Annotated in this window: 24 protein-coding genes; 6 read left to right on the top strand and 18 right to left on the bottom strand. The window is 61.7% G+C overall.

Annotation, left to right across the window (positions count from 1 at the left end; all coding sequences use genetic code 11):
* Window positions 1-52: 52 nt before the first annotated feature.
* On the top strand, window positions 53-2,287 hold the full coding sequence (parC, locus tag MU846_RS13300; protein ID WP_246953536.1) for a DNA topoisomerase IV subunit A: 2,235 nt from the start codon (window positions 53-55) through the stop codon (window positions 2,285-2,287).
* 167 nt (window positions 2,288-2,454) lie between these two features.
* Here the strand turns inward: parC and MU846_RS13295 are convergent, their stop codons facing one another.
* Window positions 2,455-3,732: an OmpP1/FadL family transporter gene (locus MU846_RS13295; RefSeq protein WP_246953535.1), complete on the bottom strand. Its 1,278-nt coding sequence runs from the start codon at window positions 3,730-3,732 to the stop codon at window positions 2,455-2,457.
* Window positions 3,733-4,253: 521 nt separating this feature from the next.
* Window positions 4,254-4,949 (bottom strand): pseudouridine synthase, encoded by a 696-nt coding sequence (locus MU846_RS13290; RefSeq protein WP_246953533.1) that lies wholly within the window; start codon window positions 4,947-4,949, stop codon window positions 4,254-4,256.
* 154 nt (window positions 4,950-5,103) lie between these two features.
* Between MU846_RS13290 and MU846_RS13285 the strand changes: the two genes are divergently transcribed.
* On the top strand, window positions 5,104-6,045 hold the full coding sequence (locus tag MU846_RS13285) for an alpha/beta fold hydrolase (RefSeq protein ID WP_246953531.1): 942 nt from the start codon (window positions 5,104-5,106) through the stop codon (window positions 6,043-6,045).
* Window positions 6,046-6,460: 415 nt separating this feature from the next.
* Here the strand turns inward: MU846_RS13285 and MU846_RS13280 are convergent, their stop codons facing one another.
* The 14 genes from MU846_RS13280 to MU846_RS13215 all read right to left on the bottom strand — a co-directional run bounded on the left by MU846_RS13280 (window position 6,461) and on the right by MU846_RS13215 (window position 18,127).
* Entirely contained in the window at window positions 6,461-6,982 is a 522-nt protein-coding gene (locus tag MU846_RS13280) for a JAB domain-containing protein (protein ID WP_246953529.1), read from the bottom strand.
* Window positions 6,983-7,188: 206 nt separating this feature from the next.
* Window positions 7,189-8,172, bottom strand: coding sequence for a serine/threonine protein kinase (locus MU846_RS13275; RefSeq protein WP_246953527.1), 984 nt, complete (start codon window positions 8,170-8,172; stop codon window positions 7,189-7,191).
* 50 nt (window positions 8,173-8,222) lie between these two features.
* Complete coding sequence (locus tag MU846_RS13270) at window positions 8,223-8,966, bottom strand: sulfite exporter TauE/SafE family protein (protein ID WP_246953525.1); 744 nt, start codon at window positions 8,964-8,966, stop codon at window positions 8,223-8,225.
* The gene (gene ccoS, locus MU846_RS13265; protein WP_246953524.1) at window positions 8,963-9,151 is read right to left on the bottom strand and encodes a cbb3-type cytochrome oxidase assembly protein CcoS; all 189 of its coding nucleotides are present in this window, start codon (window positions 9,149-9,151) and stop codon (window positions 8,963-8,965) included. Before ccoS ends, MU846_RS13270 begins: the two co-directional genes overlap by 4 nt.
* On the bottom strand, window positions 9,130-11,514 hold the full coding sequence (locus MU846_RS13260; protein ID WP_246953522.1) for a heavy metal translocating P-type ATPase: 2,385 nt from the start codon (window positions 11,512-11,514) through the stop codon (window positions 9,130-9,132). The genes ccoS and MU846_RS13260 overlap by 22 nt, the downstream gene beginning before the upstream one ends.
* Window positions 11,511-12,026 carry a FixH family protein gene (locus MU846_RS13255; RefSeq protein WP_246953520.1) on the bottom strand — a complete coding sequence of 172 codons (516 nt, stop codon included), beginning with the start codon at window positions 12,024-12,026 and terminating at the stop codon, window positions 11,511-11,513. Before MU846_RS13255 ends, MU846_RS13260 begins: the two co-directional genes overlap by 4 nt.
* A complete protein-coding gene (gene ccoG / locus MU846_RS13250) occupies window positions 11,998-13,401 on the bottom strand; it encodes a cytochrome c oxidase accessory protein CcoG (protein ID WP_246953518.1) in 1,404 nt (467 codons plus the stop codon). The genes MU846_RS13255 and ccoG overlap by 29 nt, the downstream gene beginning before the upstream one ends.
* Before the next feature lie 4 nt (window positions 13,402-13,405).
* Window positions 13,406-14,314, bottom strand: coding sequence for a cytochrome-c oxidase, cbb3-type subunit III (ccoP, locus tag MU846_RS13245; protein WP_246953516.1), 909 nt, complete (start codon window positions 14,312-14,314; stop codon window positions 13,406-13,408).
* Window positions 14,311-14,463 (bottom strand): cbb3-type cytochrome oxidase subunit 3, encoded by a 153-nt coding sequence (locus tag MU846_RS13240; protein ID WP_246953514.1) that lies wholly within the window; start codon window positions 14,461-14,463, stop codon window positions 14,311-14,313. Before MU846_RS13240 ends, ccoP begins: the two co-directional genes overlap by 4 nt.
* Complete coding sequence (gene ccoO / locus MU846_RS13235) at window positions 14,460-15,104, bottom strand: cytochrome-c oxidase, cbb3-type subunit II (protein ID WP_246953512.1); 645 nt, start codon at window positions 15,102-15,104, stop codon at window positions 14,460-14,462. Before ccoO ends, MU846_RS13240 begins: the two co-directional genes overlap by 4 nt.
* Before the next feature lie 4 nt (window positions 15,105-15,108).
* The gene (gene ccoN / locus MU846_RS13230) at window positions 15,109-16,539 is read right to left on the bottom strand and encodes a cytochrome-c oxidase, cbb3-type subunit I (protein ID WP_246953510.1); all 1,431 of its coding nucleotides are present in this window, start codon (window positions 16,537-16,539) and stop codon (window positions 15,109-15,111) included.
* A gap of 34 nt (window positions 16,540-16,573) precedes the next feature.
* Complete coding sequence (locus MU846_RS13225; protein ID WP_246953508.1) at window positions 16,574-16,750, bottom strand: hypothetical protein; 177 nt, start codon at window positions 16,748-16,750, stop codon at window positions 16,574-16,576.
* A gap of 18 nt (window positions 16,751-16,768) precedes the next feature.
* Entirely contained in the window at window positions 16,769-17,110 is a 342-nt protein-coding gene (locus tag MU846_RS13220; RefSeq protein ID WP_246953507.1) for a Rieske (2Fe-2S) protein, read from the bottom strand.
* Window positions 17,111-17,122: 12 nt separating this feature from the next.
* On the bottom strand, window positions 17,123-18,127 hold the full coding sequence (locus tag MU846_RS13215; protein WP_246953505.1) for an adenosine kinase: 1,005 nt from the start codon (window positions 18,125-18,127) through the stop codon (window positions 17,123-17,125).
* Window positions 18,128-18,219: 92 nt separating this feature from the next.
* On the opposite strand from MU846_RS13215, the gene mrcB reads away from it, so the two are divergent.
* From mrcB to MU846_RS13200, 3 genes are all read left to right on the top strand, one after another.
* Window positions 18,220-20,505, top strand: a complete 2,286-nt coding sequence (gene mrcB, locus MU846_RS13210) for a penicillin-binding protein 1B (protein ID WP_246953503.1) — start codon at window positions 18,220-18,222, stop codon at window positions 20,503-20,505.
* Window positions 20,481-20,948: a hypothetical protein gene (locus tag MU846_RS13205; RefSeq protein WP_246953500.1), complete on the top strand. Its 468-nt coding sequence runs from the start codon at window positions 20,481-20,483 to the stop codon at window positions 20,946-20,948. Before mrcB ends, MU846_RS13205 begins: the two co-directional genes overlap by 25 nt.
* A gap of 180 nt (window positions 20,949-21,128) precedes the next feature.
* Window positions 21,129-21,482 carry a glutaredoxin family protein gene (locus MU846_RS13200; protein WP_246953498.1) on the top strand — a complete coding sequence of 118 codons (354 nt, stop codon included), beginning with the start codon at window positions 21,129-21,131 and terminating at the stop codon, window positions 21,480-21,482.
* 8 nt (window positions 21,483-21,490) lie between these two features.
* Here the strand turns inward: MU846_RS13200 and MU846_RS13195 are convergent, their stop codons facing one another.
* Window positions 21,491-21,706 (bottom strand): hypothetical protein, encoded by a 216-nt coding sequence (locus MU846_RS13195; RefSeq protein ID WP_246953496.1) that lies wholly within the window; start codon window positions 21,704-21,706, stop codon window positions 21,491-21,493.
* 1 nt (window position 21,707) lies between these two features.
* Window positions 21,708-21,836 carry a hypothetical protein gene (locus MU846_RS14670; RefSeq protein ID WP_306799413.1) on the bottom strand — a complete coding sequence of 43 codons (129 nt, stop codon included), beginning with the start codon at window positions 21,834-21,836 and terminating at the stop codon, window positions 21,708-21,710.
* 220 nt (window positions 21,837-22,056) lie between these two features.
* On the opposite strand from MU846_RS14670, the gene MU846_RS13190 reads away from it, so the two are divergent.
* Complete coding sequence (locus MU846_RS13190) at window positions 22,057-22,716, top strand: HEPN domain-containing protein (RefSeq protein ID WP_246953494.1); 660 nt, start codon at window positions 22,057-22,059, stop codon at window positions 22,714-22,716.
* The last annotated feature ends 1 nt before the right edge of the window (window position 22,717 follow it).

Here is a 22,717-nt window from a genome sequence, read left to right as displayed (position 1 = left end):
GGGCCGGCACTGGCCGGACAGATGCCGTGAAAAGCATTCAAGAGTAAAGAGAATGGCTGACGATTTTGAAAAAACGTCGCTGCGCGACTATACCGAGAAGGCATATCTGGATTATTCCATGTATGTGATTCTTGATCGCGCGCTGCCGCATATCGGTGATGGGCTGAAGCCCGTGCAGCGCCGCATTGTGTATGCAATGAGCGAGCTTGGCCTCAAGAACACTGCCAAGTACAAGAAATCAGCGCGTACCGTAGGGGATGTGCTGGGCAAGTATCACCCGCACGGTGATTCAGCTTGCTATGAGGCGATGGTGCTGATGGCACAGCCTTTCAGTTACCGGTATCCGCTGGTGGATGGCCAGGGTAACTGGGGCTCGCCGGATGATCCGAAATCCTTTGCCGCGATGCGCTATACCGAATCGCGGCTGGCGCCTTACGCTGAGGTGCTGTTGTCGGAGCTGGGGCAAGGTACGGTGGAATGGGTGCCCAACTTTGATGGCACCATGGATGAGCCCAAGCTGCTTCCGGCGCGTCTGCCGAACGTGTTGCTCAATGGCACCACCGGCATTGCCGTGGGCATGAGCACCGACATCCCGCCGCACAATCTACGTGAAGTCACCAATGCCTGCATTCATCTTCTGAAAGATCCCGGCGCATCGCTGGATGATCTGATGGAGTTTATCCAGGGGCCGGATTTTCCGACCGAAGCGGAAATCATCACGCCGCGAAATGATCTTATCCGGATGTATTCCGAAGGCCGGGGCAGTGTGCGCCAACGAGCGGTCTGGGAGCGGGAGGAGAGCGATATTGTCATCACTGCTCTGCCGCACCAGGTGTCGGGCGCGAAGGTGCTGGAGCAGATTGCGGATCAGATGCAGAAGAAAAAACTGCCGATGGTCACCGATCTGCGTGATGAATCGGATCATGAAAACCCGACCCGGCTGATTATCACACCACGCTCCGGTCGGGTGGATGTGGAACAGCTGATGGGCCACCTGTTCGCCACCACGGATCTGGAAAAAAACTACCGCATCAACCTGAACATGATCGGCCTGGATGGCCGGCCTCGGGTCAAGTCGCTGGATACCATTCTCAATGAATGGTTGCAGTACCGCATGATTACCGTGCGCCGACGGCTCCAGCATCGGCTCGACAAAGTGGAAGACCGGCTGCATATCCTGGATGGCCTGCTGGTTGCGTTTCTCAATATTGACGAAGTAATCCGCATCATCCGTTTCGAGGATGAACCCAAGCCGGTGCTGATGGAACGGTTCGGTATCAGCGACCGGCAGGCCGAGGCGATTCTGGAGCTGAAGCTGCGCCATCTCGCCAAGCTTGAGGAAATGAAAATCCGCGGCGAGCAGGATGAGCTGTCACAAGAGCGTGAATGGCTCACGGAAACGCTGGGCTCGATGGCCAAGATGAAAAGCCTGGTGGCGAAAGAACTGAAGGAAGATGCCGAGAAATACGGCGACGACCGCCGCTCGCCGCTGGTCAAGCGTGATGACGCAAAGGCACTGGATGAAACCGAGCTGATGACCGCGGATGCGATCACGGTAGTGTTGTCGGAAAAAGGCTGGGTGCGTGCAGCCAGAGGCCACGATGTGGATGCAAGCGGCCTGAGTTACAAAACGGGCGACAGCTTCCTTTCCGCCGCACAAGGGAAAACAAACCAGCAGGTTTGCTTTCTGGATAGCACCGGGCGTAGCTATTCGCTGCCTGCCCACACGCTGCCATCGGCCCGTGGCCAGGGAGAGCCGTTGTCGGGGCGCCTGGCGCCACCCAGCGGTGCCAGCTTTATCGCGGCATTGATGGGGCAGGACAAGGAAACCTGGTTACTGTCCACGGATGCCGGTTACGGCTTTATTGCCCGGCTGGGCGATTTGCAGGGGAACAAGAAGGCAGGCAAGGCAGTGCTCACGGTGCCGAATGGAGCGCAGGTGTTGGCGCCGCAGCGGATAAAAGATCCGGCAACGGCACTGATAGCGGTGCTCTCCAACGAAGGGCGCCTGCTGATATTTCCCGCCACGGAGTTGCCGGAAATGGCGCGCGGCAAAGGCAACAAGATGATGTCGATCCCTGCGGCGCGGGTGCAGGATCGGGTGGAGTTCGTGCAGGCAGTGCAGGTATTCGAGCGAGATGACACGCTGGTGGTTTATTCCGGCCGCCGGCATCTCAATCTCAAACCGAGCGATGTGGAGCATTATCTGGGCGAGCGCGGCCGACGTGGTGCCAAGCTGCCCCGTGGCTTCCAGAACGTGGACAGCATGGCGGTTGAGGAAAAGTAGAAACGGTTTTTTCTGCTTTTCCCGAGATTCGCCCCCTCTCCCGGCTTGCCCCGGAATATCTGCTCGCTCGCGAAGGGCGCCAGTGGGTTGGATGGGCGGCCGTGCCGCAAGAATGAATGAGGATTGGCGGGAAACGAGGCGCGAGCCATTGGCCCGCGCCGGTATCGTCAGTATTTATAGGTGAATTGCGCAGACAGGCCGTGGGCGTCGGTGTCGTAGGTGGCGGCGTAACCCGGCCGCAGTGGTTCGGCGGGCTGGTTGATGCTCGCTTTGCTCTCCCACAGGTAGGCGTAGGCGAGATCCACGGTCAGGTTCGCTGTCGGTGACCAGCCAGCGCCCAGCGATACCACCTTGCGGTTACCATAGGGGGTGCGCACGCTGCGAAAATCATTAGTGGCCGGGGATTCATCCAGCGCCGCGCCGGCTCGCAGCACCCAGCTGGGGTTGAGCTGATAGGAGGCGCCCAGTGCAAAGGCCCAGGTGTTGCGCCATTGCACTTCTTCTTCGAGCGTTTGCAACGAGCCTTGCGCGTTGTTGTCGATGACAATGCGCGACAGGCGATCCCAGCGTGTCCACATGGCGCCGCCATGCAATGTCCAGCGATCATCCAGCCGGTGCGTGACGGAGATTTCCGCCGCTTCCGGTGAAGTGAAATCGAGCTTGCCGCGATAATCGCCGTCAATCAGCCCGAGTGCTGCGCCCGTTGCTGGAAAATTCCGCGCCTTGGTTTCCCCGCGCAAGTTGTATTCCACCTTCGAGCGATAGGTCAGGCCGAGTGTGGTGGCATCGGTGAGATCGGCAATGAAGCCGATGTTGTAGCCGACGCCATAATCATGCCCGGTGCTCTTCACGCGGCCATCGCCGGCACCACCCAGCGCAGTGGTATCAAGGTTGAAGGCCAGGGTGCCGTCGATGCGACTGACCATCGCACCCACGCCCACCGACATGCGCTCGTTGAGCTTGTAGCTCAGCGTGGGTTGTACGGTGACGACCTGGATGGTGGTCTGGGTGCCTTTATAGCGGCCCTGGAAGTTGCGCTCGTAATCCGCATCGCCTCCGAAGGGCGCATAGAGGCCGATCCCGAAATGCCAGTCGTCGTTGATCGGATTGACGTAGTAGCCAAACGGGATCACAGAGAAGGGCACCATGTCGCCTCGGTTGGAGCCGGGGGCGTCGCCGCTGGCGCTGCGGATATCAATGTGCGCGTCAATCACGGCAAAACCGCCGCTGGCTTGCGCACCGAGACGCGACATGCCGGCGGGGTTGCCGAACACGGTACTGGCATCCAGCGCAGAGGAGGCACGGCCGGCGTAAGCTGTGCCCATGCCACTGGCACTTTGCTCATTGAGTGTCAGCCCACCAGCTGTTGCAGAGGTGCCGATCAGCATGGCCGAGACGGCAGTGGCCAGGGCAGTGAGGGCGGGTAGCGAAATCATTTTTTTCATCGGTTTTATCCTGATAGCTCCGAGTGCGGGCAATCCCGCGATGCATGGTTGGCCAACACCAAAAGGGTGCCGGCGAGCTGTTCCCTGACGAACCGGTCGCGCTGTCCTGCGTGCCATTGCCGGTATCAAAGCGGGCATGGCCGGGCCGAATGTCGTGTGCGCAAAACCCAGCGAGGTGTCCGATCAGCTCTGGCCGTTCGGCGGCATATATTTGCCGGCCTTTTTGGCAGTGCTGAACTCGCTGTTCTGGCGTTGTGCAGTAATTTGCACGACGAGCCTGAACGTGCCAGCAGATTGCAGGCACCTTTAGTTTTACAGGGCAGGGTGAGCCGGGCACAGGGTGAGGGGCAGGTTGAAGCCGTTTTTTTACTATCTTATAAGAAATGATGCGTGTGGTTGTTTCCTCCTGTGATGTCCGTTCAGAAAAGTTCGGCCAGCACCTTGCAGTTATGCCTGATGCGGCCATTTTTTTGGCGCGAGGAGTATATCAGAGGTGGGTCAAAACACTGGAAACTGAGCGGTCATACTGTGCTCAGGGAAATAATTTCCTGCGCATCCAGTTGGCGGAATTCGCCTGCCGCCAAGGCGGGATCAAGTGACACGGTGCCGATGGCTTCCCGGTGCAGGGCCAGCACGCGGTTGCCGGTTGCCGCGACCATGCGTTTCACCTGATGGTAACGGCCTTCGGTAATGGTCAGCGACAGCACGTTGGGAGCGAGCCGCTCGGCCAGTGCCGGCCGGGTGGGTGTCGGGTCGTCACGCAGTAGCACGCCTTCGCGCAATTGTTGCAAGGCGGTATCATCAAGTGGTTCGGCGAGGGTGGCGCGATAACGTTTCGGGCAGTGGCTGCGTGGTGAGGTGATGCGATGCAGCCACGGCCCGTCGGTGGTCAGCAACAGCAGCCCGGTGGTGTCGATGTCGAGGCGGCCGACGATGCGCAAGCTGTGCTGTTCGGCACGCGGCAAGAGTGCAAGTACCGATCTGTGACGAGGGTCAGCGGTGGAACAGACCACCCCGGGTGGTTTGTGCAACATCAGATAGCGTTCGCCGGGCAGTTGCAGGATTTCTCCATCAAGGCGCACGGTGTGCCCGGCGATAATATCGCCGGCTTTGGGGCGTGTCAGGCCATCGACGGTCACTGCGCCGCGGCTGATGAGTTGCTTTGCCTGTTTGCGGGTCAGGCCGGCGCTGTGAGCAAGAAAGTAATCGAGACGCATGGCGCTATTGTAGCGTGCTTTGTCGAGATGCGGCGCGGCAAAACAGCGGCACTGAACAGGCCGGAGCAGCGGCGGCCCGCCGTTCGGGCCAATCGCTTTCGAGCGCCGGGGGAGCTCTTGCCCGGTAGGGCACATTTGCCTACTGTTGCCTCCCATGACAACTGCACAGAACAATGTGGCGGCTGCCGCCACACCCTTGCGCAGCGGGCGCATCAAGACGCCGCAAGGGATCGAACTTTTTTATGACGAGCGCGGGCCGGAAGACGGCATACCGCTGCTTTTTATCATGGGCTTGTCGGCGCAGATGGTATTCTGGCCGGCGCCATTGCTGGATGCATTGGCCGCACGCGGTTTTCGTGTCATTCGCTTCGATAATCGTGATGTAGGCCTCTCGACGCTGCTGCGTGAACCGTTGCGGCATTCCGCGATCGCAGCAATTGTGCGGGCCACGCTGGGCTTGAAAGTGCATGCGCCTTATACGTTGCACGACATGGTCGGTGATGCGTGCGCGCTGCTGGATGCCCTGGGCATTGAGCGAGCACACCTGATCGGTGTGTCCATGGGCGGCATGATCAGCCAGTTGATGGCGGCTACGCGGCCGGAGCGGGTGTCGAGCCTGACCTCGATCATGTCCAGCACCAACAGCCGCTGGTTGCCACCACCGAAACCCGCCGCGCTGAAAGCGCTGGTCGGGCCGCGAGTGCGCATCACCAACGAAGAACAGTACATCGCTTTCGGGCGCCAGATGATGCGCACTATTGGCGGCCGTTTGCCGCCCGGCGAAGCGCTGCTTGAGCAAATGTTCGGCGAAAGCTGGGCGCGTGGGCTGCATCCGCGTGGGGTGCGGCAGCAGTTCATGGCTATTCTCGCCACTGGTGATCTGACGCCTTATGTAAAGAAGATTCGCTGCCCTGCGACGGTGATTCACGGCAGCGCCGATCCACTGGTGCGGCCAGCGGGTGGCCGCGCCTCGGCAAGGCATATTCCCGGAGCGGCGCTGCACATCATTGACGGGATGGGCCATGATCTGCCGGAGCAGGTGCTGCCACAAGTCGCCCGGCTGATCGAGCAGACTGTGAATAAAGCTGTCGGCTGACGCCCTGTATCGAAGTGCCGGGCGCTGAGCACGGCGCCCGCTTCGTTATTCTTCTTTGTAGCGCGCGTGGCTTCCGAGAGTGCCTTTTGTGCGTGGCCTTCATGAGTGACTTCATGAGCGGCTTTTGCGCATGGCTTTCTTGGGCGGTTTTCGTGCGAGGCTTTTTTGCACGGCGTGCACGATCTGCGTGACAGAGACGGGCGCGTGAGAGCCGGCAATCACTCAGGCAAGGCGCGGGGGTCTCGCCTGAGAGCGGACGGTCCCTGTCGGGCCTGATCTGACCGCCGGCTTCCTGCTTGTATCCTTTCTTCCCGGCTGCGAAATCCTGATCACGATAACGGTGTGCGGAGGTCGGCAGTCATGTTTGCTCAAGCTCCGCGTTGGGCGCCCCGGCTGGCGGGCCAGATGTGTGCGCTCAACGGGGCACGCTGTGCAGCTCGTCCATGCGCCAGTCCCGCTCGGAGAGGCTGATAAAGCTGTCGCGGCAGACCACCAGGTGATCAAGAACGCGAATCTCCACCAGCCGCAAGGCATCGCTGATGCGGCGAGTGATCTCGAAATCCTGCTTGCTGGGCTCTGGATCGCCGGAGGGGTGGTTGTGCGCAAGGATAATATTGACGGCGTTGACTTCCAGTGCGCGCCTGACCACCTCACGGGGGTAAACAATAGCGGCATTGATGGTGCCCATGAACATCACTTCGAATTTCAGCATCCGATGCTTGTGATCCAGGAAAATCACCGAGAACACTTCTCGCTTCTCATGGCCGAGCCGCAACCGCAGGAACTCGGCAACATCCGTGGAGCTTTTCAGCCCGGGGCGTTTACGCAAATCGGCTTCAAGCAACTCGCTTGCGTAGAGAAATAGCTCTTCTTCAGTGATCGGGCGCGTGGTCTGATAGCGGCCATCGCTCGTCTTGATGAACATGGGCTGCTGCATGTGTAAGCTCCAGAGAAATTGGGTGCTGGCGACAGGCTTCCCTGAATATCGTCACCGGGGAGGCGCCGGCCATTCGGCAGGCGCGAGCGGATAACGATCCTGTGCCGCAGGGCCTATTTTGCGCATTAGGCAAAATAACTCAATTACATTTTGGGGCTTATTCGCCATGAATGGGGCTTTTGGGGGCGATAGAGGGCAAAAAACGCCTAGTAACGGACCAACGGTACTTCATTCAGCTCCGCCATCTGCATGCGCAGGGCGAGAATTTGCTCGCCCCAGTAGCGAGGGCTGTCGAACCAGGGGAAGGCGCGGGGGAAGGCGGGGTCATCCCAGCGCCGTGCTATCCAGGCGGAAAAATGCAGCATCCGCAGGGTGCGCAGGGCGTCGATCAGGCGCAGCTCGGCATTGTGGAAATCGCGGAACTCGGTGTAGCCCTCCAGGATCTCTGCCAGCAGTCGAGCTTGCTGATTGCGTTCGCCGGAAAGCAGCATCCAGATATCCTGCACGGCCGGTGCCATGCGGGCGTCGTCGAGATCGACAAAATGCGGAGCATCATCGCGCCAGAGCAGGTTGCCCACATGGCAATCGCCGTGCACGCGCAGATAAGTGACCGCGCCAGCGCTGGCAATGGCGTCATCCACGGCCTGTAGCAGATCCCGGGCGAGCGAATCGTAGGCGGGCTTGAGATCGGCGGGCACGAAATGCTCGCTGACGTAAGCAGCAGCCTCATGACCAAACTGTTGGCTGGTGAGGGTCGGCCGGTGCTGGAACGGCCGGATAGCGCCAATGTTGTGCATACGCCCGAGCAGCCGCCCCAGCACCAGCAAGTGATCCGGGTTGGACAGCTCCGGTGCGTGCCCGCCTTTGCGTGGGTAGAGCGCAAAGCGAAAGTTGCCGTACTGGAACAGGCTTTGGCCTGCCTCGTTGCGCAGGGGGGCGACTACTGGCAGCTCGTGCTCCGCCAGCTCGAAGCAGAAGTCGTGCTCTTCCTGAATCTGAGCATCACTCCAGCGCGCGGGGCGATAGAACTTGGCAATGATCGGTGCTTGATCTTCAAGTCCTACCTGATAGACGCGATTCTCGTAGCTATTCAGCGCCAACATGCGCCCATCGCTGAGAAAGCCGCAGCTTTCCACGGCATCCAGCAGCAGGTCGGGAGTCAGATCATCAAACGGGTGGCGGCTGTTCATCGACTATCCTGGCGGCGGGCAACGAGTGCGCCGATGATACCCGATACTGCTCAGTGATGATGGTGGTGATGCTCAAGCTCCAGCCCCGGCACGTCGGGGATGGCCGGGTGCGGCGCCGCCAGCGCCTGCCATATGAACAGCATTGCCACGCCCAGGCTCAAAGTGGCGGCAGTGCGGCGCAGCGTCGGGCGTTGCAGTCGGCCGATCTGCCCGGCAAATACGCCGGTGCTGGCCACCGGCACAATGGTGATGAGCCCGAAGATGAACATGGTCACTGCGCCGCTGGCGGGGTGGCCGGTGGCCGCTGCCAGCAGCAATGCGGAATAGAGCAGGCCGCACGGCAGCAGCCCCCACAAGGTGCCCAGCCCGAAGGCTTTCAGCGGGCGATCCAGCGGTAGCAGCTTTCCGGTAAGAGGCGAGAGCCGGCGCCACAGGGCGATGCCCAGCCGCTCCAGCGTTCGCAGTGGCGTGCCAAAGCCGTAGAGTTGCGCGGCCAGCAGCAGCATCAGAACCGCCGACAGCAGCGCTGGTAGCATCAGGTGCGTGCCATTGAGCCGTGCCAGCAGGGTATTGCCCAGCAGCCCGGCGAGCGCGCCGAGTGCGCTATAGGTGGTGATCCGGCCCAGGCCCAGCAGGCCCTGCCACAGCCATAACCGGTTCCCCTGGCGCGCCTGTTCCGGCACGGCAAAGGTCAGGCTGGCGGCAATCCCGCCGCACATGGCGGCGCAATGCAGGCTGCCCGCTGCGGCCAGCAGTGCCGCGGCGGCAAGTGGGGCGAACAGGCTGGTGATCACGGCTTCTCCTCCGGCTCGCTGTCTTGTTGCACAGAGGGTGGTGGATCGCGGTCGTCGAACAGCACCTGCCAGCCGGGGCGATCCAGATCATCGAACTGGCCGGTGCGGAGCGCGGCGAACAGCACCCAGACGGTGACGCCGAGCAAGATCAGGCTGAGCGGGATCAGCAGGAAGAGGCTTTCCATCGGTTCATCCGGTTGGCATTGAGGGTGACCACCAGCGACGAGGCCGCCATGCCCAGAGCCGCAGCCCAGGGGGTGACGAAGCCGGCCATGGCAAGCGGCACGGCAATGACATTGTACAGCACCGCCCAAAACAGATTCTGGTGGATCAGCTGTCGGCTGCGAGCGGCCAGATCAGGCAGCGCCGGCAAGCGGCGCAGGTTATCGTCCAGCAGATAAAGCCCGGCTGCCCGGCGCGCCAGGCTGGTGGCGCTGGCCGGGGCGACGGAAACGGCGGCCTTGAGCAGCGCGGGGGCATCGTTGATGCCGTCGCCCACCATCATTTGCGGGCCTTCTGCCTGCGCCAGTTGTGCCAGCCAGGCGGCTTTATCGGTGGGGGTCATCTGGCCCCGCGCTTCTACCAGCGGTAGCTGTCGTGCCAGCGATTCCACGGCCGAGCGGGCATCGCCGCTGGCCAGCCGCAGTGTCAGGCCGCGGCGGCGCAGGCGCTCCAGCACGGCGGTGGTTTCCGGGCGCAGTTGATCGGTCAGCCAGAAGCGTACGCTGGGCTCGCCGTTGCGACTCAACAGCAGGCAGGTGCTGTCCGGGCGCGCATAGGCGGGATCGCCGCTGATGCGCCAGTGCACGCCCTGGCGTTTGCCTTCGGCGCCTTCGCGGCTGATGCGCACGTCGGTCAGCGCTTGATCGGCGGCCATGCCGTCGAAGGCGCGCGCCAGCGGGTGTGGGTGGTCGCTTTCCAGTGCGGCGGCGATGGCCAAGCGCTGGGTGAGGCTTTCCGGGTGGGCCGGCGAGGCGGCATCCAGAAATTCGGTCAGCTGGAAATCCCCCAGCGTGAGCGTGCCGGTCTTGTCGAACAGCACGCCGCGAACCTGATTCAGCGCCAACAACTGTTTCGGTGAGGCAACCAGAATGCCTTCGCGCAGTGCGGTGGAGAGCGTCGCCGACACGCCCAGCGGCACCGCCAGAGCCAGCGCGCACGGGCAGGTAATCACCAGTAGCGCCAGCATGTGTTCAAAAGCAAGGGCGGGGCTGTCTTCCCAGTGAATCGCCAGCGTGACCACGGCCAGCAGCAGCGAGGCACCGATAAACAGCGGTGCGACGCGCTGCCAGTCACGCACCACGGTGACACGCTCTTCCGCTGCGCGGCTGACCTGCTCGGCAATTTGCGCTACCAGGCTGCTGTCCACGGTGCCGGTGGCGCGCAATTGCACACGGCCCTCCAGCACCTTGCCGCCGGCGGGCAAGGTATCGCCCACCACGCGCCGTGCCGGCAATGGTTCGCCGGTGATGGCGGCTTCGGAAATATCGCCTTCGCCTTCATGCACAATGCCATCCACCGGCACTGTATCGCCTTGCGCGAGCAACAGAATATCGCCGGGCTGGATTTCCTGCACGCTGATCCATTCCGGCTCGGCGTGCCGCAACCGTTGCACCACTTGCGGCAGGGCATCCTGAAGGCGTTGCCAGGCGCGGCGCACGCGATGCTGTTGCCGCTGCTCCAGGGCACGGCTGATCAGCAGGAAAAACACGAACATGGCGGCCGAATCGAAATACACATGGCTGCCGCCCAGCGCCATATTCACCAGTGAGCCGCCCCAGGCCAGCAGCAGCGCAATGGCGATGGGCAGATCCATGGTCAGCTGACGTTGCTTCAGCCCGTGCCAGGCACCGCTGAAAAAGGGCCAGCCGGCGTAGAACACGACCGGGGTGGCGATCAGCAGGCTGGTCAGCCGTAGCATGGATTCATAAATTGCTTCGCTGGGGTCGAATACGTTCAGATAGAGCACGAAGGAATACATCATCGCCTGCATCGCGCCGAGGCCCGCGAGCATGACGCGGCCGAGCAGGCGTCGCTTCTCTTTCTGCAAGTCGCGCTCGTAGCGCGGATCACCGGGTAGTGTCACGCTGTAGCCCAGCCGCAACAGGCGCTCGGCGATCTGCCGCGGCAGCGCAAGATCGCCTTGGTCGATCTCAAGCGAGAGCTGCATGGTGGCGAGGTTGACCCGCGCTTCATGAACACCGGGCAGGTCGGTCAGCATCTGCTCGATCAGCCAGCAGCAGGCGGCGCAGCGCAGGCTGCCCAATTGCAGGCGCAGGGCGTCGTGGCCGTTGGCCTGCGGCCGCCGGTGTGGCGCCACGAGCGCGGGCATGTCGAACAGCGCAAGGGTGCGGTCGTTTTCGTCCAGTGCCGCGAGAGGCGCGTTTTCGGTGCGCAGCTGGTAGTAATCGGAAAGGCCCATGCGGTGGATCATTTCCACCGCCGCAGCACAGCCTGCGCAACAGGCGTTGCGCAGGCCGTCCGGGGTGCGTGCGGTAAAGGGCGTGCTGCCGGTATCTTCACCGCAATGCCAGCAGGCCGTGCTCACTGAGCCCTCCCTGCATCCATCACGGTATGCAGGTCATCCAGCCGGGCGCGCTGTTGCAGGCGCCAGTAGCCATTTTCAGGAGCAAGTGTAACGATCATCTCGGCATCAGGCTGAATCTGCTGATCGCCGAGATAGCGGCCCTCGCCCTGGTGCACGAGGCTCAATTGATGATCGCGTGCGGCGATTGTCGGGTGGCGCAGTTTCAGTGTCAGCCGCTCGGGCCAGGGCACCGGAATGCGGCTCTCCAGCTGCACGCTCGGCAATGCCTGAAAATCCAGCGTGGCGCGCACGCCGAAGCGGCGCGCCTGTTCTTCATCGGCCATGGTGCGGTTGATGGTGCGGCCTTCGCGATACCAGTCGTCCACCACCGTATCGTCGGCGTTGCGAATGGCAATGGTAAGCAGGATCAGCCCACCGATCACGCTGCTGGCCGGCAGCAGAATGACCAGCCAGACCAGCGGGTGGCGATACCAGGGTTTGGTATCAGTCCGGGTGGATGAATCGCGACTCATGGCGGTTCTCCTGTCGTGGGTCGTCAAGGGACTGCACACGGAACCAGATGCGGCTGTCGGCCGGCGGCTCTTCGTACGGGTCGTAACGCACCGTTACGGGCACCGAACGATGTTCGCCGCTCGCCAGCGGAAAGATTTGCGGGCCGGCGACCAGTGTCAGCACATCCGGGCCTTCCAGAGTCAGGCGGTAATGCTGGGTGCGTTGGCTTTTGTTCAGCAGTTCGAGCCGGTAGCTGTTTTCGATAAACCCGTCGCTGGTTTGCCGATACAGTTCATGGCGGTCGCGCAGCGCATCCAGTTGCAACGGTACGCGCTGGTAGAGCTGCCAGGTGAACAGTAGTGTCAGCGCGCCGAGCACTGCACCGTAGGCGATCAAGCGTGGCCGCAGCAGTTTCTGAAGGCGACCGGCCAGCGCGTTTTCGGTGGTGTAGCGGATCAGCCCTTTGGGGCGATCAATGCGCGTCATCACCTCATCGCAGGCATCAATGCAGGCAGCACAAGTGATGCAGCCGACTTGCAGGCCCTCACGAATATCGATCCCGGTAGGGCACACCTGCACGCACAGATTGCAATCGATGCAATCGCCGAACGCTTCGCCCGGATCGGCCGTTTTGCGTAGCCCGCGCCGGCGTGGCTCTCCGCGCTCTTCATCGTAGGAAACGATCAGCGTATTGGCATCGAACATTACGCTCTGGAAGCGTGCATAGGGGCACATGTACAGGCACACCTGCTCGCGCATGAAGCCGGCGTTGCCGTAGGTGGCGAGAGTGAAGAACCCGATCCAGAACCAGGCCCAACCGCCGATCTGGCCGGTAAAGAAATCCGGTATCAGCTCGCGAATGGGAGTGAAGTAGCCGACAAAAGTCAGGCCAGTGGCCAGAGACACAATCAGCCAACCACTGTGTTTGACCGTTCGCCGGAAAAGCTTGTTCAGGCTCCAGGGCGCTGCGGCCAGATTCTGCCGCTGTAGCCGATCGCCCTCACACCAGCGTTCAATGGTAAAGAACAGCCGTGTCCAGTTGGTTTGCGGGCAGAGATAACCACAATAGACACGTCCGGCAAACACCGTGAGAGCAAACAATGCCAGCGCAGACAGGATCAGCGCCCAGGCCAGGAACATGAAATCCTGCGGCCAGAACGAAAACATGAAAATGTCGAAGCGGCGCTGGGGCAGATCGAACAACATGGCTTGTCGCCCGTTGTACTGAACCCAGGGCAGGATCATGTAGACGAAAATGCTGATGCCCATGCCGGCATCGCGCAGCTTTTGATAAATGCCGCGCACGTGCCGGACCTGAATGGGCTCGCGGCGCGCGTACAAGGTCGTGGCGGGTGCCGGCTCTTGTTGTACGGGGATGCGCTGCCGCTGAGTCATTTGATCACTCCTGGGGTTGTGAAAGCTGATAGACATACCCTGTCAGGACATGGATCTGCTCTTCCGTGAGAACTCCTTCGTGAGGTGGCATAAGACTGCTGATGCCATTGCGTATTATAGCCTCTATATCGGCCAGGCGCGGGCTGTGCAGCCAGATACGGTCAGTCAGATTGGGGCCACCGATGACCTGGTTGCCGGTGCCGTCCGCGCCATGGCACGCCGCGCACATGGTGAACTTCGGCTCGGCGCGCGCGATGGAGTCTGCATAGCCGGGGTTGTTGCGCATGTTTTCATTGCTCAGGCTTTGCACATAAATCGCCATGTCGCGCACGTCACGTTCGGTGTTACCGATAAGCGCCTTCATCGGCATCATGGTGCCTTGGCGGCCCTTGGCGATGCTGGTACGGATGTCCTCCGGCGTGCCACCATACAGCCAATCCTGATCGGTCAGGTTCGGGTAGCCCCGCGCGCCGCGCGCGTCCGAGCCATGGCAGATGGCGCAATGGTTGGCAAACAGTCGCCCGCCAACGGCCAGCGCTTCCGGATGGTTGCGCATCTCTTCGATGGGAATCCTGGCATACTCACGAAACAGCGGTGCGCTCTGCTCCGCCGCACGCTCGACTTCCTCCTGCCATTGCCCGGCACTGGTCCAGCCCAGCAGGCCGGGAAAGTTGCCAAGGCCAGGATAAAGCGCCAGATAAACCGCAGAGAACAGCAGGGTGCCGATGAACAGGAACAGCCACCAGCGAGGCATGGGCTGGTTGCGCTCCTCGATGCCGTCGAACACATGGCCAGTGGTGTCTCGGGAGGCCTCTTCCGGGGTGAGGCGTGAATTACCGAGCAAAAGCAGGCCGTAAAAGATCAGGTTGCCGACCACCAGGACGATAACCCACCCGCTCCAGAATCCACTCATCGTTCAGTCTCCTGGTGATCCAGTTCGTCCTCGATTGCCGTCATGGCCAGCGATTGGTAATGCTGCTTGCGGCCCGGGCGAAATACCCAGGCGGCCATGGCAATAAAAGTGATGAAAAACACCACTGTCACTACAGCGTGATAACTCACTTGGCCTCCTCGCGCTGCTCGGCACGTGCGTGCCCCAGCGACATCAAGTAGGCGATGACGGCGTCTTCTTCTGTGGCATCAGCCCACTCGCCCTCGATCTTCGCCAGCTGTTCGGCAATGTCCTCGTCGGTGTAAGGCACGCCGAAGATGTTTTTGAACACATGCAGCGTGCGCGGCATGGTGCTCCAGTTCACTGTGTTGTGCTGTAGCCAGGGGTAGCCCGGCATGTTCGATTCCGGCACAACGTGGCGCGGGTCGCGCAGGTGCTCACGGTGCCATTGTTCGGTGATCGGACGCAGCCCGACACGGGCCAGATCCGGGCCGGTACGCTTTGAGCCCCACAGGAACGGGTGTTCCCAGACATCTTCGCTGGCCACGCTGTATGGCCCGTAGCGCTCGGTTTCCGCACGCAATGGCCGCACCATCTGCGTATGACACACATGGCAGCCTTCGCGGATGTAGATGTCCCGGCCCGCCATCTCCAGCGCATTGTAGGGACGCAGAGTGGAGAGTGGTTGGGTGGTCGATTTGTGCCAGAACAACGGCACGATCTCGACCAGCCCGCCAAAGCTGATGATGACCAGGATCAGGGCGATCATCAGGCCGATATTCTTCTCAATGACTGCGTGTTTGCTCGACATGGCCTTATTCCCCCGTTGCCAGGTTGTCAGCACCGCTAGCCGTGCGGGTTTCGCGCAGCGTGCGGTAGACGTTGATTGCCATCAGCACCATGCCGGCGAAGAACAGGATGCCGCCTAGCAGACGCACCAGGTAGTAGGGCTGTCGCTCGGCCATTTCCTGAATGAAATTGTAGGTGAGCGTGCCGTCGGCGTTCACCGCGCGCCACATCAGGCCCTGCATGATTCCCGACACCCACATAGCGGCGATATAAAGCACCGTGCCGACAGTGGAAAGCCAGAAGTGCAGGTTGATCCATCCGATGGAAAACATCTGCTTGCGGCCGTACAGACGCGGGATCATCACATACAGTGCGCCCATGGTGATCATCGCCACCCAGCCGAGTGCGCCGGCGTGTACGTGGCCGATGGTCCAGTCAGTGTTGTGGCTGAGCGCGTTGACCGTCTTGATCGACATCATCGGCCCTTCAAAGGTGCTCATGCCGTAGAACGACAACGCCACAACCAGGAAGCGGATGATCGGATCGGTGCGCAGCTTGTCCCAAGCGCCCGACAGAGTCATCACCCCGTTGATCATGCCTCCCCAGCTGGGTGCCAGCAGAACGATCGAGAAGGCCATGCCGACCGACTGCACCCAGTCCGGCAGCGATGAGTAATGCAGGTGGTGCGGGCCAGCCCACATATATACGCCGATCAGCGCCCAGAAGTGTACGATCGACAAACGATAGGAATATACCGGGCGCTGTGCCTGCACCGGCACATAGTAATACATCATCCCGAGGAAGCCGGCAGTCAGGAAAAAGCCTACCGCGTTATGGCCGTACCACCACTGCACCATGGCGTCGATGGTGCCTGAATACAGCGAATAGGATTTTGTCAGCGACACCGGGATCGCGAGGTTGTTGACGATATGCAGCACGGCAATGGTGATGATGAATGCACCATAGAACCAGTTGGCCACGTAGATATGGCTTGTCTTGCGCTTGGCTATGGTGGCAAAGAACACGATCGCATACGAGACCCAGACCACCGCCAACAAGATATCGATTGGCCATTCCAGTTCCGCGTATTCCTTGGTGCTGGTGAGCCCCATGGGCAGTGTGATCACGGCCAGCACAAGCACTGCCTGATAACCCCAGAAAACAAAACCCGCCAGCCGTGGGAAGGCCAGCGTGGTATGGCAGGTGCGCTGCACCACATAGAGAGACGTACCGATCAGGGCACAGCCACCAAAAGCGAAAATCACGCCGTTGGTATGCAATGGGCGCAGGCGCCCGAAACTCAGCCAGGGGATATCGAAGTTCAGTGCAGGCCAGGCGAGCTGGGCGGCAATCCAGACACCGACAAACATGCCGACGATGCCCCAGAACACCGTCATCACAGTGAACTGGCGGACAACTCGATAATTGTAGACGGGTGGCGCAGTGGAAGCTTGCATGTGGAAAATCCTTGGAGAACGGGGCGCAGGCACTTTAGCGCGTAAAAATGAGAGTCTGTTGATATGGATCAATGTAGCCGCCGGGAAGGCGGGTTTTGTCAAAAGGAAGGTGCTCGCCCTGGCTTGAAATCTGCCAGATGCAGGTGTCTGAGGCGCGTATCTGCCCGGCCGCTGTGTCAAGCGGCAGATGATAAGCAACAGGAACCTGCATGCGGTCTTCCTGCTGGGGCTACGTGGGTGGCTCCACGAGCGTTACCCAGATATCCCCTTCCCGGATCTGGTGCGGCACGGGCAGCAATGCCTCTCCCTGGCAAGGGCCGGAGACGCATTCGCCTGTCTCGATCTCGAACAGCGCGCCATGGTTGGCACACATCAGGAACTGCCGTTCCTGATCGAGGAACTCATCCGGGAAAAAATTCAACCCGATGCCCAGGTGTGGGCACCAGTTGACATAAGTGTAGAGGTTGCCATCCCGGGCCACCGCTATCACTGATCTGTGCCCGAATTCGAAGCCGCGGGCCTGGCCTTCTTCAATTTCCGCCAATGCACAAAGGCGGTGTGCTTCGCTCATGAAACAGTACCTTTAATGCCCCAGTATCTGCCGGCGTACCTCGGCGTGAGCAGCAGCGCTCAGGCGGGGGCCAAAATCGCTCACCACGCGCGCGGCCGCTGCGCAGGCCAGCCGGCCGGCAGTCGGGAAATCCAGTGCCTGAGTCAGGCCATACAAAAATGCGCCAGCGAACATGTCGCCCGCGCCGTTGGTATCCACCGCCTTCACAGGCACGCCATCAATCCAGTGGCTGGTGTCACCATCAAACGCGACAGCCCCTCGCGGGCCTCGCGTCATAACGACTTGCCGTGCATATTGCTTCAGGCTCTCCAGCGCCGCCTCGGCGGTGCGAGTGCCGGTGAACTCCATGCCTTCGTCTTCGTTGCAGAACAGCAGATCAATGCCGTCGCCGATGATTTCCAGCAAGCCGTCGCGAAAAAAACGCACCATCGACGGATCGGAAAATGTCAGCGCCACCTGGGTGCCGTTTTCCCTGGCCAGCTCCCGCAGGCGGATGCTGGCAGCCCGAGCGCTGGGCGAGGTGACGAGATAGCCTTCAATATAGGCATACCGTGAAGCACGCAGCGCGGCCAGATCCAGATCGGCTTCGCTGACAGACTCCGAAATGCCCAGAAAGGTGTTCATGGTGCGCTCTGCATCGGGCGTCACCATCACCAGGCAAGTGCCACTGGTACCGGCTGGCCGCTGGGTAGCCATATTGGTATCTACCCCGGCGGCTTGCAGCTCGCGCACAAACAGCGCGCCGGTGTCGTCATCTGCCACCTTGCAGCTGTAAAAGCAGCGGCTGCCAAAATAACGGGCGGCGATGATGGTATTGGCGGCGGAGCCTCCGCAGGTCTGGTGGTGTGGTTCGGCCTCACCCTGCAAGGCGTCGATCAGCGCCAGCTGCCGCTCGCGATCCACCAGTGACATTATACCCTTGCCAATACCCATGCGGTCGAGAAAGGCGTCACTGACCTCGATCTCGGTATCCACCAGCGCATTGCCAATGGCATAAATATCGTACTGCCGCGTCATTTCCACCGGCTCCTGCCTGAAAAAGCGAACCATTATGGGGTTGGTGAGGTCTGTTGCCAAATCGCCGACGGAATTCCTCTATACTGCCCGCCATGTCAAAAAACGCCCGCCGACCATTGATTTCCAGACGCCTGCTATGGCAGCTCGCCCTGATCCTGCTGGTGCTGGTAATGCTGGGCGTGGCCTGGCTGGATGCCAGAGTCCGGCAGCGATTTGATAGCCACCAGTGGCAATTGCCGGCGCGAGTGTATGCGCGGCCGGTCGAGCTGTACAGTGGCCGCGTGCTGGCCGAGCGTCATATAACGCAGTTGCTGGCGCTTTTACGCTATCGCGAGCAGGCCGGCGCGCCGACGCCGGGCTCGTTTTCCCGGCAGGGCAACAGCTATCTGATCCACACTCGCGCCTTCCACGATAGCGATGGCGGCGAGCCGGCTCGCCAAATCCGGTTGCAGCTGGCCGGCAACCAGATCAGCAGCCTCAGTGGCGCGGATGGCGCACGGCTGCCGGTGGCGCGCCTGGAGCCGATGCAGATCGGCAGCATTCACCCCGGCCATAGCCAGGACCGTATCCTGGTGCGCCTGGCCGATACGCCGCCGATGCTGCACGACATGCTGCTGGCGGTGGAAGACCGGCAATTCTACCAGCATCACGGTCTGTCGTTGCGCGGTCTGGCGCGGGCCATGGTTGCCAATCTGCGTGCTGGCGGCCTCACTCAGGGCGGCAGCACACTGACCCAGCAGCTGGTAAAAAATTTCTGGCTGACCCGCGACCGCACGCTTTCCCGCAAGCTGCTGGAAATGCCCATGGCCGTGCTGCTGGAGCTGCATTACGAAAAACCGCAGATCATCGAAACCTATCTCAACGAGGTATATCTCGGCCAGGATGGCTCGCGAGCGATCCACGGCATGGGGCTGGGGGCGCAGTTTTATTTTGGCCGGCCGCTCAATGAGCTGGAGCCGCACCATTTTGCGCTGCTGGTCGGTATGCTCAAAGGCCCGAGCCTGTACGATCCGCGCCGGCGCCCGGAGCGCGCCCAGGCTCGCCGCGATGTGGTGCTCAATGTGGCGCACGAGCAGGGGCTGCTGTCTGACGACGCACTGGCGGCGGCACTGGCAAGGCCACTGGAAGTGGTGCCCCGTGGCGGGGGCGCGCTGTACGCCTTCCCCGCGTTCATTGATCTGGTGCGCCGCCAGCTGGCGCGGGATTACCCGCCGGCCGTGCTCTCGGGCGAAGGGCTGAACATCCACTCGACACTGGATGTGCTGGCGCAATTGGCCGCCGAGGACGCGCTGGCGCGCGTGCTGGCACAGCGCGACCCGCAAGGCGATAACCAGCTCAATGGCGCCGTCGTCGTCACCGCGCCGGATCAGGGAGATGTGCTGGCAATCGTGGCGGATCGGCAGCCCCGCAGCGCCGGCTTCAACCGGGCGCTGGATGCGGTGCGGCCAATCGGCTCGCTGGCCAAGCCAGCAGTGGTGCTGACAGCACTGGAGCGGCCGAAGCAATATTCATTGGCGACGCTGGTGGCCGACGAGCCGATCACCGTGCCGCTGGCGCACGGCGACACCTGGGCACCACAGAATTTCGACAAGGAATCACGCGGCGCCATTCCCATGGCCGAGGCGCTGGCGCAATCACGCAACCAGGCCATGGCCAGCCTGGGCATGGAGGTGGGGCTGGAGCCATTGATCCTCACCCTCAAGCGGCTCGGCGTACAAGGCCGCATCCCCGCCTATCCCAGTATTATTCTTGGCAGCCACGCCCTCACCCCTTTCGAGGTGGCAGTGATGTACCAGCCGCTGGCCACGGGCGGCTTTCGCACGCCACTGCGCAGCATTACCGATGTGCTGGATATTGCCGGGCAGCCGTTGGCCCGTTATCCAGTGTCCGCCGATCCGGTGATCGAACAAGGCCCGGCGTTTCTGACCCAATGGGCCATGATCCAGGTGATGCGCGCCGGTACCGGTCAGCGTGTGCTCGGCCAACTGCCTGCTGATCTGGTGGTGGCCGGCAAGACCGGCACCAGCGACGGCTATCGGGACGCCTGGTTTGCCGGTTTCAGCGGCAATCATCTGGCGGTAGTCTGGATCGGCCGCGACGACAATCAGCCGGCCGGCGTGGCGGGCAGCAGCGCCGCGTTGCCGGTGTGGGGTAATTTGATGGCGGCGCTGCCGCAACGCAGCTTGCGCGAGGATGCGCCCCCGGGGGTAGAGTGGGTGTGGATGGATGCCGATGGCCAGCGCCGTAGCGCCGAAGGGTGCCAGGGCGCTCGCCGTTACCCGATGCTGGTGGCCTCGATACCGGAGGCAGCCAGCGCTTGTGGGGAGGATATCTCACGAGGAGGAGTACGAGGATGGTTTCGCCGCTTGTTCGACTGATCGCCCTGGCCGGGCTGCTGGCGCTGGCCGGCTGTACCCTGACGCCACCCACGACTACCGCTCCTCGGGATGATATGCCTGTCGGCATCCAGGACAGCTCGCCCGCGCACAGCTTGCTGGCATCTGCCCGCAATGCGCGCAGCCGGGGCGATACCGGCGCGGCCGGCCGTTATCTGGAGCGGGCACTGAGCATGGCTGGCGCAGGCGAGGCCACCGTGTTGTATCGCGAACTGGCCGAGCTGCGGCTGGCAGAGGGCAAACCCCGCGATGCCGAGGGGCTGGCCCTGCGCGCTTTGCGAGAGGCGCCCGCCAACGCTGAATGGCGCGCCGGCCTGTGGGATATACTGGCCACTGCCCGGCAGCGGCAGGGCAACACCGATGGCAGCGAGGCTGCCCGCGCCGAAGCCGAAAAATTGCGCGGCAGCCAGATGGGCGCACGCTGAGGCGCCGCAATTGTTGCTGGCGGAGAATGAAACGTAGAGCGTAAAGCGTAGAAAGCCGAAGGCCGGGAGTTAGAAAAAGAGGCCGTTTCGGCCCGCGCTGCCACGGTAACCCGCCAAGGCGACAAGCTGCGCCAGCCGCGACAGCCTATTTGTCAGCCCTGAAAATGGGAGAGGAAGGGAATGCGATTCTTGATGCTGGCCATCGTCGCGCTGGCGGCATGGCAATACGGGCCGAGCCTCTACAACAGCGGCAAAGCACAATTGGTGAGCGCCGGCGTTGTGCAGGGCCCCGTGCCGCAGGAGCGCCCCACCGTAGTGATGTACGCCACCCGTGCGTGCGGCTACTGCGCGCGTGCCCGCCGCTTTTTTGCCGAACACAACATCCCCTATGTTGAGCTCAACGTCGAAGGCAACAGCCCGCACCGTGCCGAGTGGCAGCGGCTGGGCGCCCGCGGCGTGCCCACCTTTGTGCTGGGCGGCAACGAGGTTATCAAAGGCTGGAACGAGCAACGGTTGCGGCAGCGGCTGCTCTGAATTGCCCATCACATACCGGGCGGCCGACCGCCGAGATCACGCTTGAGCGTTGCTATCAACGCTTGTAGCCGCGAGGGCGTGCCACGCTGCAAGGCGGGGTTGCCGCAATTTCCGCAACGGTGGTGAATGTCGTTGGGGCCTAATGCATCCGACACCGGCGCCACCGTGGCACTCCAGCCGCACTCATCACAGCGATAGGTAAACGGGCGAGGGCGTATCGGCATCTCAAGCCTCCTGTTGCGAATCGTTATTGCGAGCGGCTGCCACCTTCAACGCCTGGTGCTCGCGGTAGTGTGCGTAGCCTTGACGGCAAACCATCCATAGCCCGATGGCAGCAAGAATATTTCTCAACATATTTTCGTCCTTGTCTGAAACGCGAGGTGGCGGGGGGTGCATTGGGGGAGGGGCATCCGTGCCAGGTGCATCCTTGCCCCCGCCAAAAACCATTCTCTCGCACCTGTGCGACATATCTCGTCGCAGTCGGGTTTGCGGCGTGCGAGCGGAGCCGGTAAAAGGTGCTCGCAAGGGAAGAAGAGCTCGCAAGAGAAAGAAGTGCTCGCAGGGGAGCCGTTGCATGTTTTCTTACACTGAACTGAAAGCGCGCCATCGTGAAGTGCGTGAACAAGAACATGAAAACCTGCGGCTGCGCGTGCACCGGGCCCTGAGCTGGCTGGGGCGAGCGGAGCAGGCCGAAGATGTGGATGCCCGCTTCATTTTTCTGTGGATTGCTTTCAATGCCGCTTACGCCTATGAAATTGATGAGCGTTATCGGCTTTCCGAACGTGCCACGTTTCGGCAGTTTCTGGAAAAGCTTTGCGCGCTGGATACTGAAAATCGCCTTGGCAAACTGGCCTGGGAAGAGTTCGCCGGGCCGATCCGCGCCTTGTTGGACACACCCTGGATATTGCCGGATTTCTGGCAGTACCAGCGCGGCGATATCGCAGAACGGCAGTGGCGTGACAAGCTGGCCGAGGGCAAACGCACCGCACGCAAGGCACTCAAGGGCGGCAACACCGCCGCACTGCTGGGCGTTCTGCTACAGCGGATCTATACCCTGCGCAATCAGATCATGCACGGCGGCGCAACCTGGAATGGCCGCGTGAATCGCCAGCAACTGGAAGACTGCGCCGCGCTATTGGGCAAGCTGATGCCGGTGATCATTTCGCTGATGATGGAGAACCCCGGCACGGTGTGGGGTGATCCGTGCTATCCGGTGGTAAAGGAAAACCCTTGAG

Source organism: Alcanivorax quisquiliarum (assembly GCF_023051175.1).
Taxonomy (GTDB): Bacteria; Pseudomonadota; Gammaproteobacteria; order Pseudomonadales; family Alcanivoracaceae; genus Isoalcanivorax; species Isoalcanivorax quisquiliarum.
This window is presented reverse-complemented; position numbering and strand designations above follow the sequence as displayed.